The organism is Streptomyces sp. NPDC026092 (genome assembly GCF_040638605.1).
Taxonomy (GTDB): domain Bacteria; phylum Actinomycetota; class Actinomycetes; order Streptomycetales; family Streptomycetaceae; genus Streptomyces.
This window is the reverse complement of sequence record NZ_JBEZYN010000031.1, coordinates 19,604-32,207: the sequence shown is the minus strand read 5'-3', so window position 1 is coordinate 32,207 and position 12,604 is coordinate 19,604. Positions and strand designations below refer to the sequence as shown.

At 70.7% G+C, this 12,604-nt stretch carries 8 protein-coding genes; 3 read left to right on the top strand and 5 right to left on the bottom strand.

All coding sequences use genetic code 11. The annotated features are described in order from the left end of the window. Positions 1-123 precede the first annotated feature (123 nt). Together AB0F56_RS33535 and AB0F56_RS33530 are read left to right on the top strand one after the other, a co-directional pair. The gene (locus AB0F56_RS33535) at positions 124-2,364 is read left to right on the top strand and encodes an RICIN domain-containing protein (RefSeq protein WP_362016700.1); all 2,241 of its coding nucleotides are present in this window, start codon (positions 124-126) and stop codon (positions 2,362-2,364) included. 272 nt (positions 2,365-2,636) lie between these two features. Continuing rightward, a complete protein-coding gene (locus tag AB0F56_RS33530) occupies positions 2,637-6,476 on the top strand; it encodes a DNRLRE domain-containing protein (RefSeq protein WP_362016698.1) in 3,840 nt (1,279 codons plus the stop codon). An 86-nt stretch (positions 6,477-6,562) separates the two neighbouring features. Here the strand turns inward: AB0F56_RS33530 and AB0F56_RS33525 are convergent, their stop codons facing one another. The 5 genes from AB0F56_RS33525 to AB0F56_RS33505 all read right to left on the bottom strand — a co-directional run bounded on the left by AB0F56_RS33525 (position 6,563) and on the right by AB0F56_RS33505 (position 10,415). After that, positions 6,563-7,216 (bottom strand): hypothetical protein, encoded by a 654-nt coding sequence (locus tag AB0F56_RS33525; RefSeq protein WP_362016696.1) that lies wholly within the window; start codon positions 7,214-7,216, stop codon positions 6,563-6,565. A 10-nt stretch (positions 7,217-7,226) separates the two neighbouring features. Further along, positions 7,227-7,874, bottom strand: coding sequence for a class I SAM-dependent methyltransferase (locus tag AB0F56_RS33520; RefSeq protein WP_362016694.1), 648 nt, complete (start codon positions 7,872-7,874; stop codon positions 7,227-7,229). Between the two features lie 14 nt (positions 7,875-7,888). After that, on the bottom strand, positions 7,889-8,977 hold the full coding sequence (gene zapE / locus AB0F56_RS33515) for a cell division protein ZapE (protein ID WP_362016692.1): 1,089 nt from the start codon (positions 8,975-8,977) through the stop codon (positions 7,889-7,891). Further along, positions 8,974-9,249, bottom strand: coding sequence for a PEP-utilizing enzyme (locus AB0F56_RS33510; RefSeq protein ID WP_362016691.1), 276 nt, complete (start codon positions 9,247-9,249; stop codon positions 8,974-8,976). The genes zapE and AB0F56_RS33510 overlap by 4 nt, the downstream gene beginning before the upstream one ends. Positions 9,250-9,806: 557 nt before the next feature. Further along, complete coding sequence (locus AB0F56_RS33505; protein ID WP_362016689.1) at positions 9,807-10,415, bottom strand: PEP/pyruvate-binding domain-containing protein; 609 nt, start codon at positions 10,413-10,415, stop codon at positions 9,807-9,809. Positions 10,416-10,643: 228 nt separating this feature from the next. On the opposite strand from AB0F56_RS33505, the gene AB0F56_RS33500 reads away from it, so the two are divergent. Next, positions 10,644-12,596, top strand: a complete 1,953-nt coding sequence (locus AB0F56_RS33500) for an amino acid transporter (protein WP_362016687.1) — start codon at positions 10,644-10,646, stop codon at positions 12,594-12,596. Positions 12,597-12,604: the final 8 nt, after the last annotated feature.

The window sequence follows — 12,604 nt, the reverse complement described above, 5'->3', positions numbered from 1 at the left end:
GTCCAAGCCCTCCCACGCGCGCGTCCATGTGCACGGGTTCCCGGGCCGAGGAAGCTGCGGTACGCCCGGTTCCGCGAGGGGCGGCCGCCGCGGCCCGCGCGACGCCCCGGGGAGGAGTGCTCCATGCCCGCTCGAAGATCCCTACTGGTCACCGCGCTCGCCGCCGTGACCCTCACTCTGACCGGCGGTGGAGGCGCTTCCGCGGTTCCACCCGTCGAGTCGGCCCCGGCGGCCGCGCCCGCCGCCACCTACACCGTGACGGTCGGCGCCAAGGGTTCCTGGACCCACCCCGACGACACGCCCGCCGCCCCCTACATCGACAAGGACGGCACCTTCTACTTCCAGCAGGCCCACGCGCTCTACGGAGCGACGCAGCCCCGGAAGTGGACCTTCTTCACCGGGTCCGACTTCGACACGGCCACCCGGTCGAGCGCGATCAGCGACGCCGTCGACCCGGCGAACGGCAACGACCGCAACAACGACACGACCTGGCGGTGCAACAACAGCCCGACGGGCCTGGAGTCCACCGCCCCGCCGGCCGGCTCGGGCTACTCCCAGAAGAACTTCTGCGACCTGGCGGGGGTGTGGGTCGACCCGGACACCGGCGACTGGTACGGCCTGGTGCACAACGAGTTCACCCCGCAGCCCTTCGGTGACGGCGTCCACTACGACGGCATCGACTACGCGGTCTCCACCGACCGGGGTCGGACGTGGCGCATCAAGTCCCATGTCATCACGTCCCCGTACAGCACGAAGCGGGGTGACACGGCCGCCTTCCCGCAGCAGACGTACCACTACGGCGACGGCGATCCGCGGCTGTTCGTCGACACCGCCTCGGGCTACTTCTACGCCTTCTACGGCTCCCGGATCGTGGAGAAGGGCGGCGGTTGGAAGGCCTTCCACGCGCATGTGGCCCGGGCCCCGATCTCCGGCAAGATGGCGCCCGGTTCCTGGCGGAAGTGGTACGACGGTGCCTGGACCGAGCCGGGTGTGGGCGGCCGGGAGAGCAACATGGTGCCGGTCGGCGCCACCAGCACCACCGGCTACACCCCCGTCGCCGACGAGTACGACCCGGCCACCGCGGGCACGGTGAGCCAGCAGGTCGCGGCCGGCTCGATGCCGCCGACCTCGCCGCTGTTCGTCATGGACATCACGTACAACGCGCATCTGGGGCTCTACGTCGGCCAGCCCCAGGCCGTCGACCAGAGCGGCAACGCTCCCCAGCAGTTCTACGCCACAGACGACCTGTCGAAGCAGCAGTGGCGGCTGATCGGGGACACCGGCAGCCACACCAACGCCTCCTGGTACCGCTGGTTCCTGGACAGCACGAGCCGGACGAGTTCGGCGATCGTGGGCAAGAGCTTCCGCTCGTACTGCTCCTTCGGCTGCTCGGGCGGTTCGTCCAGCGAGTACGTCAACGTCTCCATCGGTACATCGGCCCCGGCCGACCCCGTCGACCCGACACGGACCCACCGGATCTCGTCCGACGGCGGGCGCGTCCTCGCCCAGGTCTCCGGCGGCTCCGCGACGACCTCAGTGTCGGCTCCCACCGGAGCGACCCTGGAGTCGTGGACCTTCACGCCGCTGGGCGACGGCGCCTACCGGATCGCGAACGGCGCCACCGGCGGGCTCCTGGGCGTCGACTCCACCGTCACGGGCAGCCGCGCGTGGGGCACCCGGCCGACCGTGACCGCGGTCGGGGCGGGCGGTCCGAGCGTCGGGCAGCAGTGGTTCGTGGTCCCGGGCACCACCGCCTCCGGGGCGCCGACCGGTGCGTACCGGCTGGTGAACCGATACAGCGGCCTGGTGATCGGCATGTCCGCCGACTCCGCGCGGCCCGCCGAGACCACGCCAGGACGCTCCTGGACCGACACGTCCGGCAGCGGGGTCGGCGGGGCGCGTACGGCGGCGGAGCAGACGCTCACCCTGACCCCCGTGGGCGAGGCGCCCGGATCGCTCGACGGCGTACGGACCCTGGTGACCGGCGGCAAGGCGCTGGACAACCCGGGGCACAGCACGACCCCGGGCACCCAGCTCATCACGTACACGGCCAACGGCGGCGCCAACCAGAACTGGCGCTTCACCCGGCAGCCGGACGGGTCGTACGAGCTGGTCAACGTCGAGTCGGGGCTCTGCGCGGACGTCGACGGGGGTTCCACCGCGGCCGGCGCGAAGGTGATCCAGTGGACGTGCACGGGCGGCGCCAACCAGCGCTGGACCGCCACGCGCCGCGCGGACGGCACGTACACCGTCGCCTCACTCAAGAGCGGTCTGCTGCTCACGACGGCCTCGGCGGCTAGCGGCTCCCTGGCGACCCAACAGCCCGACACCGCCTCGCCGTTGCAGCGGTGGACGATCACCTGACCTCCCGTACACCGCGCGCCGAGACCTCGAGTGCCCCCGCCCCACGGCGGGGGCACTCGCCGTAACCGACCAGTAGACCAAGACAGTTCCTCGACTCCCTGCAAGATCTCCGCTCCTCTCCGGAGACCTCCACGGAACAAACACGTTCGCTCGGGCAACCATGTTGATCATCACGCGGAATCTCATGTTCCGCTCACGGAACGAGCGCGGACCGCGGCTAGCGTCCCCTGTTGATCTTGCTGAGCGGCAGGATCGGAAGGGACGACACACCCGTGTCCAGACACACAGCCGGACATTCCGGCGCGCGGCGGCGCAAGGGGCGCATAGCCCTGGCCTCCGCACTGGTCCTGGCGGCCGAGGCCGCCCTCATATCCGGCCAGACCGCCGCGGCGGCACCGGACGAGCCGACCGCACCGGCCGCCACCACCTCCGCCAACTCCCCCTCCCCGCAGGAGATCTGGGAGTCGGACCTGGCCTGGGCGGCCCAGCACGCGAAGGGCTCCATCGCCTGGGCCCTGGCCGAGGCGAAGAAGACCGGGAAGAAGACCGTCGTCACCGACGAGACGACCCCCACCACCTACACCGTCGCCAACCCGGACGGCACCCTCACCACCGAGCTGACCGCCGGCCCCGAACGGGTCTGGAAGAACGGCGCGTGGCAGAAGGCCGACGCCACCCTCACCGAGGCCGCCGACGGCACCGTCACCCCCAAGGCGCACCCGGGCGGCCTCCGCCTGGGCGGCAAGAGCGGCGTCCGGCCGAAGTCGCTGCGCGCCGCGCAGGACGACACCGCCCGCGACCTGGTCACCCTGGGCAGCGGCGAGAGCCAGGTGGCCCTCCGCTGGAAGGGCGGGCTGCCGAAGCCCGAACTGGACGGCACCCGCGCCCGCTACAAGAACGCCGTGCCCGGCGCCGACGTCGTCGTCGAGGCCACCCGTACCGGCTTCGAGCAGTTCGTCGAGGTGCACGAGCGGCCCACCGGCGCGTACACGTACACCCTCCCCGTCACGGCCAAGGGCCTGAAGGCGGAGGCGAACAAGGACGGCTCGGTCACCTTCACCGACGCCGAGACGGGCGCCGAGCGGGCCACCATGCCCGCCCCCGTCATGTGGGACGCCTCCGTCGACGAGCGCTCCGGCGAGCACACCCGCCGCGCCCGCGTCGACATGAAGGTCGTGGACAAGGGCGACGGCGAACTCGACCTCGTCGTCACCCCCTCGGCGGCCTTCCTCGCCGACCCGGCCACGCGGTACCCCGTCACCGTCGACCCGTCCACCTCCGCGCTGTCGAACACCTTCGACACGTACGTGCAGCAGGGCGAGACCGTCGACTGGTCCAACGACACCGAGCTCGACTTCGGCAACCCCGGCACGAAGAACACCGACGGCACCCCGCGTACCGCGCGCTCGTTCATCAGCTGGAACACCACGCCGATCCAGGACGCGCTGATCGTCGACACCAACCTGGCGCTGTGGAACTTCCACTCCGGCAACACCGACTGCGCCGCGCAGTCCTGGACGGTCTGGGACACCAGCGCGCCGTCCACGTCCTCGCGCTGGACCGCGCAGCCCACCTGGAACCAGCAGTACCACTCGTCGACCGAGACCAAGGGCAGCCCGGACTGCGCCGCCCAGCCGGACGGCTGGATCAACGCCGACGTCGACACGCTCGTCCAGTCCTGGGCGTCCGCGAAGGCGACCCGCGGCCACATGGGCCTGCGCGCGGCCACCGACGACATCAGGGCGTGGAAGCGGGTCAACTCCGCCAACAACGCGGCCAACCAGCCCAAGCTGACGGTCACCTACAACTACCGGCCGTCGGACGGCACGAACCGTCAGGCCGGCGCGCCGTTCCGGTCGTACGCGGGCGTGTGGGCGGTCGACTCCACCACCCCCACGCTGCGTGACACCTTCACCGACCCGGACGGCGACCAGGTCAACGGCACCTTCCAGGTCTACGACGCGGCGACCGACACGCCCATCACCACCCCGGCCGGGGAGGGGCTGATCGTCTCCGGCTTAGTGGACTCGGGCAAGCCGGCCTCCGTGACCGTCCCGGCGGGGCAGCTGCAGAACGGCCGGACGTACAAGTTCCGTACGAACGCCTACGACGGCACCCACTACAACCTGAGCTGGTCCCCCTGGACCCAGTTCGTCGTCGACACCACCGCCCCCGGTGTGCCGCAGAGCGTCTCCTCGGCCACCTACCCGGAGAACTGGGGCGGCGGCGGTGCCGGCGTCACGGGCGACTTCGCCGTCACCACGGGTGCGCCGGACGCCTACGAGGTGCGGTACCGGCTCGACCCGTACTCCGACGACGCGGACGACGCCGGCTGGGCCTCCGTGAACACCACCAGCGGGACGGCGGCGGCCAGGGCCGCGGCGGCTCCGGCCGCTCCCGCCGCGCCGGACGCCTCCTACGCGGTCACCCCCGCGGCGGACGGCAACCACGTGGCGCAGACCCGCACCGTCGACCGCGCGGGGAACGTGGGCCCGATCCGGGACTACGGGTTCACCGCCGGGAGCCGGGACTACAACCGCCCGCAGAAGATCGACATCAAGCTCCCGGCCAACGACAGCAGCTCTCAGCAGCCGGACCCCACCGATCCTCCGAAGCCCGCCTGGGAAGGCTGGAAGCAGGGCAGCTCGGCCGCTCGTGCCTTCAAGACCGGTGACGACACCCAGGTCACGGTCACTCCGAAGGACCAGGCGTCCAAGGCGTTCACGCAGAAGGCCGCGCGGGATCTCCGGCTGCGCGCCCCCTCGCGCCCGGATCCGGTCGTCAAGGACGCCTGGTGCCAGCCCGATCTGTTCGGCGAGGCGCAGAAGTCGCTGATGACCCGGACGCAGGCCTGCGTCTTCCTCGACCTGACCTTCATCGCGGAGAGCAAGCTGGAGGACGGCGTCGTTCCGGTCAAGTACCGGGCCGACTTCGAGGTGCACTTCCAGGTCAAGACCGACGCCCATGGCGACGCCATCAAGACGTGGGTGCAGATCAACCCGGTCTACAACGACTTCCCCGGCAACGAGCGCGCGGTGGTCATGGGCGCAGGCAACCCCGGCGCCTGGTTCGACTCGATGTGCGTGAGCGACGGCTGCAACACCGGCGGCGACAGCGGGCGGCAGAACATCGACTTCTACGGCGACCTCACCTGGAAGGGAGGCATGAACGGCAACGACCCGGTCGACTCCCACATGGCGACCGGTACGGCCGACCACAAGTGGAACGGCGCCGTGGACAACGCCGCCGGCACCACCGACGACGCCCAGTCGAAGACCATGCCGGTCTTCTTCAACGGCCGCCCCGTCACCGAGGTGGAGCCCCCGCCGGGCCTGAACGGCAAGAAGGGCGAGTGGCGGGACGACTACGCGTCCTGGCAGTCCCCGCCGCTGTTCGTGACCTGCGACAAGGTCGCCTCCTACGGCGCCCCGGGCTGTGTGCTGCCGCAGTACGCGCCGACGTACGTGTTCAACACCGCCGCGTACCCGGAGGCGGCCGCCCACGCCTGGCTGATCCAGAACAAGTCGAAGGTCAAGGGCCTGGGCCAGAGCTGGGACGCCCCGCTCCGGTACCTGCCGCCGCAGGCCCGGAACAAGCACGACTACGACTCCCAGAAGAGCCGGGACGCGATGTGCACCCGCTACAAGGGGCCGAAGTCGAGCGGTACGGGTTGGGTTCCGCGCAAGACGTTCCTGCCCCACCCGAAGACGGCCCTGCACCACTCGGGACCGCACTTCGACGAGGTCAACTGCGACGAGTTCCCGTTCGCGTCGACGTACCAGTCGGCCGGCATGAAGGCGATCGACGGCGGCAAGAACGAGGCGCCGGGCGGTGGCGCGGACTGCATGCAGACCGTGTCGGCGACGACGGACGACGGAAGCGTCCACTTCCTGGACGACACCCGGTACGACCCTCCGACGTTCGACGAGGTCTGTGGCCGGTCGTCGATGTCCGGTGACGTCAACCAGGGCTCGATGCGGCCGTTCGGCGACTTCGCACGGCAGATGCGGCTCCTGGACGAGCAGGCGTACTTCCTGGATCCGGGCAACGCCTGGTTCAAGGGCTGCGACACCTCGAAGGCCGACCTCATCTGCACGATGACGAAGCCGTAGAACCACTGCGGCGAACACGGCAGGGCCCACCCCGGAGAACCAGGGGTGGGCCCTGCCCGTCCACCCTGCCCGTCCACCCTGACCGTCTAGCCGACCGGGTGGACGGGCCGCCAGTCGGGGAGGGTCTCGTCGAGGGTCGGATACCGCGGTTCCTGCCAGACGAGGCATCCGTACACGATGCCGGGCACGGCGGGGCCCATCAGGTCGGCCGGGCCTTCGCGGAGTGTCCGGACGACGGTTTCCAGGTACGCGGCGATCGACGGAAAGAGCGGGTCCTCCATGAACAGGCCCTCGTAGCTCCTCCACGTGCCGAGGCCGTCGGCCGACAGATAGAGGCCGATGTCGGTCGCCTCGCTGTAGTTCCCGACGGGGGCGGCCCACTCCGCGCCCTCCCAGTAGTCCTTGCCGTGGGCGTCGAAGCCCTCCATCCGGGGCCGGATCGACTGGGCCGGGGTGAGCAGCACCCCGTGGGGCAGGAACGCCCCGGTCGCCACCTCGCCCTCTTCGTCGTACTCCTCGATGTCCAGCTGCTCCACGCCTCCGGCCAGTCCCCAGAGGGCGACCAGTTCGGGCGGGAGGCCGAATCCGCAGTACTGCCTGAGGAGACCCTCCGCCTCCGCGATCTCGGCCTCGGTGGCCGGCGGCAGGACCGAGGCGTACGAGGTGGGGGCGTGCTCGCGCAGCCACGCGGTCAACTGCTGCCAGGCGGTGGCCGTCCGCTCGATGAGTTCGGTGTCCATGGCCCCGACCCTACGCAAGGCGTGCGAGGAGGTGGATCTCCTGGAACTGCCTGCGGTCGGTGGGCTGAGGCTCGCGCACCATCCGGGCCACCTCGGCGAAACCGGACTCGCGCAGCAGCGCGGCGATGTGGTCCGGCCACCAGCGATAGGCCGGCGCGACGGTGTGGTCGAAGACCTGCGTCGGGTGAGCCGCGCCCTCGCTGGCCGAGAAGCCGACCAAGAGGTGGCCACCGGGCGTGAGAATCCGCTCGAACTCCCGCAGAATCAGAGGGAGTTCCTGCGGTGGAGTGTGGATGATGGACCACCGTGACAGGACGCCGCCCAGTGTGCCGTCGGCGATGTCCAGCGCGGCCATCGATCCCACGTCGAACCGCAGGCTCGGGTAGGCCTGTCGGGCCAGCTCGATCATCGCGGGTGAGGCATCCACACCGAACGCCTCCAGCCCCAACTCGTCGAGGTGAGCGGTGACATGGCCGGGCCCACACCCCAGGTCCGCGACTCGACCATTCCCACTCGCCCGTACGGACTCGGCGAAGGCCCCCAGGATCGCGCGGTCCAGAGGGCTCTCCCGCAGCGAGTCGCGGAACAGCCGCGCGTAGGTGGCGGCGGCGTCGTCGTACGCATCGCGGGTGGCGGTGAGGGCATCGTGGTCGACCATGGGCGCAACAGTAGTTACCGCGCGACGTCCACGCGGCGGAGCATCGCCAGTCGGCTGGCCGTGCGGTCCAGGTCGCGCATGAGGTCGGAGCCCTCGGGCAGGCCGGCCAGTGGGTCGGCGCCGAGCAGGAACAGGCGGAGGTCGCGGCCGCAGCACACGTCCACCAGGTTGGCGAACCGCCGGCACCCGTCCGCCGTGCAGGACGCCAACGGCCGTACGCCGTCGAGGACCAGGGTGTCGAACCGCTCCGCGAGGGCCAAATAGTCGGGCACCGCGGTGGCGCCCTCGCACAGCTCGTCGAAGCCGAGCCATACGAGGTCAGCGCGGACCGCCTTGGCCGGCAGCTCGCGATGGTAGGCGGGCACGAGGGCGGCCTCGCCGGGGCGCGGCGCCGACAGGCCCCACTCGTCGAGCAGAGCGGTGTCCTCGTCCGTCAGGCAGGCGCCCTCCGCGAACCTCCGTGATCCGCCGTCCTGTCGGGCGCGGGGGTAGTCGGTCGGGCCGGTCACGACCAGGACGTCCATCCGCTCCTCGATGAGGTGGATCGTGGGCTCGAAGAGGTGGTGGTGAACCGGGTTCGGCATCAGCCCGGTGGGTGGGTAGTCGGACGTGGTGACGAGCGTGACGCGCCGGTCGAGGAGCGTACGGACGAGCCGGGCGACCAGCATCGCGTCGCCCGCGTCGTGCGCGTGGAACTCGTCGAAGACCAGCAGCCTGCAGTCGCCGAGCAGCTCGTCGACCGCGCGGTCGACGGCGCTGCGCCCGCCGTCGTGCGACCGGCCTTCGCGGGCCACACCGTCGTGCAGGGCGCGGAAGAAGTCGTGGAAGTGCAGGCGCCGCTTGCGCGTGATCGGCAGGCCGTCGAAGAAGGTGTCCACGAGCCAGCTCTTGCCGCGTCCCACCGGGCCCCAGACGTAGACGTTGCGGGGCGGCGCGGGTGCACGGCGGAACAGGCCGGTCGGGGCCGTCAGTTCACCCGCGAGCCGTGAGAGCCGCTCGGCGGCGTGCTCTTGGGCCGGTGCGAGGGTGAAACCCCGCTCCTGCGCGGCCTGTTGAAAGTGCCGCCGCATCGACTCGTACGGCTTGCGCATCCTCTGGTTCACGCGTCCGCCGATTCGACGATCTCCACCGTGCCGCGGCCTCCGTCGACGCGGATCCGCCGGCCGGTCCGGATCCGTGTGGTCGCGTTGCCGCAGCCGACGACCGCGTGGATGCCGAGTTCGCGGGCGACGGTGGAGGCGTGCGACAGGTTCGCGCCCACATCGGTCACGATCGCCGAGATCCGGGTGAACAGGGGTGTCCAGCCGATGTTCGTCACCGTCGTCACCAGGATCTCGCCCGGCCGCAGGACGTCGCCCTCCTCGACCGTGGCCACGACCCGCGCGATGCCCTCGACGACTCCCCCGGAGGCGGGCGAACCGCTCCCAGGCGGCCGCCCGCGCCTCGTTCTGACGGCCGAGGCGGACGTCGGCGTCCTCCTCGACGGTGCCGGGCAGCTTCTTGCCGTTGGCGCGGATCCGGCTCACCACCCCGAACGCCTCACCACTGGTGTCACGCCACACCCTCAGTTTCCTGGCCGGGAGGAGCGGGATCTCGACTCCCTTCGGCAGGCGTCCGAAGACCAGCTCGTTGGCCTGGGCGAACTTCCGGCCCTGTCCGAACGCGGCCGCGAGCGTGGCCGTGACGGAGAGGTTCATGTAGAAGCGGCCGCCGATGCTGCCGTACATGGGGCGTCCGTGAAGGGTGGCGCCGACCATCACGTCGCCCATGAACCGACGGACGAACGACCAGGTGGCGGGCGTCATGACGTCCGGGACCGCCTCGCCGAGGTTGGCGCTGGTCCACAGGGAGTCGGTGCCGACGGTGGCGTTCCAGACCTCGGGCGCGGGTGCGACGGTGGTGGTGATGGGGCGGGCTGCAGGATCCGGAACCCTACCTCCTCGCGGGCCCACTCGACGTCGCGGCGCTCTCCGTACAGCTCCTCGATCCGGAGCCCGAGCGCGGCGAGTGCGGAGCCTTCCGCGGGGGTGAGGACGGCCGCTTCACGCCGGCCCTCCGGTACGGGCGCCTCCACAGAGAGGCCCAGCAGTCCCGTACCGCCGTGAGCAGCGCGGCCTCACCCCGGATGTTCAGATAGGTGTCCTGCTGTCCGGCGAACGACAGATCGGGCAGGTCCTCGGCCGTGGCCGACGACCGCACGGCGATCGTACGGCCCCCGTCGCCGAGTCCGGCGTAGGCCGCGAGGATCTCCTCGCGCAGCGCGTCGGGCAGCTCGGCCTCGCCGAAGTACCCGCGGATCCGCGCCCCGGCGTCCTCTTCCTTGAGGGCGGAACGGATCCGCTCCTCCATCCCGGCGGCCGCCACGAACTGCCGGTACGCGGCGGTCGTCACGTGGAAGCCCCCGGGCACCGGGAGTCCGCCGCGGGCGAGCTCCGCCAGCGCCGCCCCCTTGCCGCCCGCGTTCTCGAGCGTCGCCGCCGGATCCTCCAGCGCCATCACCGCATGCACGCCGTCCCCCAACCGCTCCGCACAAATGATCATGGTGAGAGTAGCGGCAGGCCACCCGCACAGGAACACCTGTGGAACGCCGCCACCGGCACGGAACCATCGGCGCTCTCCGCGGCGCACGAGAGGCCGGGAGGGTGGATCTTGACGGTTTCTTGACGCCACTGCCGGGGCTCGGGGGTGACTCGTTCCTTACGCTGGCCCGGCCCGTTCCCACGACGGCCGGAATTCGCCCCCCCCACAGCACACCAGGAGCACCTCTCGATGGCCCCCACCGACGAACCGCGTACCAGTCGATTGCGCGCGTGGATGCTGGAGGGGTTGTCCGACATGGGCAAGGGCCGGCCGTCCGTCCCGAAGGCCCAGGCGGAGCCGGTGCACAAGGGGCAGCGGTGGTGGCGGGTGATGTGCCTGACCGGTGTCGACTACTTCTCCACCCTCGGTTACCAGCCAGGCATCGCCGCCCTGGCGGCGGGGCTGCTGTCCCCCGTGGCGACGATCGTGCTCGTCATCGTGACCCTGGCCGGCGCGCTGCCGGTCTACCGGCGGGTGGCCGAGGAGAGCCCGCGCGGCGAGGGTTCGATCGCGATGCTGTCCCGGCTGCTGTCCTTCTGGAAGGGCAAGCTGTTCGTCCTCACCCTGCTGGGCTTCGCGGCGACCGACTTCCTGATCACGATCACCCTGTCCGCGGCGGACGCCTCGACCCACCTGGTGGAGAACCCGCATCTGTCGGAGGCCCTGCACAACAAGCAGGTCCTCATCACCATGGTCCTGATCGCGCTGCTCGGCGCGGTGTTCCTCAAGGGCTTCCTGGAGGCGATCGGCGTCGCCACCGCCCTGGTCGCCGTCTACCTCGCGCTCAACACGGTCGTCGTCGTGACCGGCGTGTGGCACGTCCTGACCGAGGGGCATGTCGTCACGGACTGGACCACGGCACTGACCGCCGAGCACGGCAACGTCTTCGCCATGATCGGTGTGGCTCTGCTCGTCTTCCCCAAGCTCGCACTCGGCCTCTCCGGCTTCGAGACCGGTGTGGCCGTCATGCCGCACGTGGAAGGCGAGCCGGGCGACACGGAGGAGAAGCCCACCGGTCGCATCCGCGGCACGAAGAAGCTGCTGACGACCGCCGCACTGATCATGAGCGTCTTCCTGATCAGCACCAGCTTCATCACCACGGTCCTCATCCCCCACGAGGAGTTCGAGCCCGGCGGCGAGGCCAACGGCCGCGCCCTGGCCTACCTCGCGCACGAGTACCTCGGCAACGCCTTCGGCACCGTCTACGACGTCTCGACCATCCTCATCCTCTGGTTCGCGGGCGCCTCCGCGATGGCGGGTCTGCTCAACCTCATGCCCCGCTACCTGCCCAAGTACGGCATGGCCCCGCACTGGGCCCGCGCGGTGCGCCCCATGGTCATCGTCTTCACCCTGGTCGCGTTCCTGGTGACGTGGATCTTCGACGCCGACGTGGACGCGCAGGGCGGCGCGTACGCGACCGGTGTCCTCGTCCTGATCTGCTCCGCGGCCATCGCGGTGACGATCGCGGCGCGCAAGGCCGGCCAGCGCGGCTGGACCATCGGCTTCGGCGTCATCTCCGCCGTGTTCCTCTACACGACCGTCGTGAACATCATCGAGCGGCCCGACGGCGTCAAGATCGGCGCCTGCTTCATCGCCGGCATCATCCTGATCTCGCTGCTCTCGCGGCTCGGCCGCGCCTTCGAACTCCGCGTCACGCACGTCGAGCTGGACTCCATGGCGGAGCGCTTCATCCGCGACATCTCCCACCGCACCCCGCGGTTCATCGCCAACGAGCCCGACCACCGGGATCTCGCCGAGTACCGCGAGAAGATCGAGCAGATCCGCACCGACAACGACCTGCCGACCACCGAGGACTTCGTCTTCGTCGAGGTCACCGTCACCGACCCGTCCGAGTTCGAGTCCGGCCTGACCGTCCGCGGCGAGGTCATGCACGGCCGCTACCGCGTGCTGACGGTGGAGAGCTCGTCCGTCCCCAACGCCCTGGCCGCGCTCCTCCTGCAGGCCCGCGACCTCACGGGCACCCGCCCGCACATCTACTTCGAGTGGACCGAGGGCAACCCGTTCGCCAACTTCCTCCGCTTCTTCCTCCTGGGCCAGGGCGAGGTCGCCCCGGTCACCCGAGAGGTCCTACGAGAGGCAGAGCCGGACCGAACCCGCCGCCCCCGCGTCCACGTGGGCTGAGGCGGCGG

Coding starts and splice junctions, on each gene's coding strand:
- AB0F56_RS33535 (WP_362016700.1), top strand. CDS start 124: ATGCCCGCTCGAAGATCCCTACTGGTCACCGCGCTCGCCGCCGTGACC.
- AB0F56_RS33525 (WP_362016696.1), bottom strand. CDS start 7,216: ATGGACACCGAACTCATCGAGCGGACGGCCACCGCCTGGCAGCAGTTG.
- AB0F56_RS33520 (WP_362016694.1), bottom strand. CDS start 7,874: ATGGTCGACCACGATGCCCTCACCGCCACCCGCGATGCGTACGACGAC.
- AB0F56_RS33505 (WP_362016689.1), bottom strand. CDS start 10,415: ATGATCATTTGTGCGGAGCGGTTGGGGGACGGCGTGCATGCGGTGATG.
- AB0F56_RS33500 (WP_362016687.1), top strand. CDS start 10,644: ATGGCCCCCACCGACGAACCGCGTACCAGTCGATTGCGCGCGTGGATG.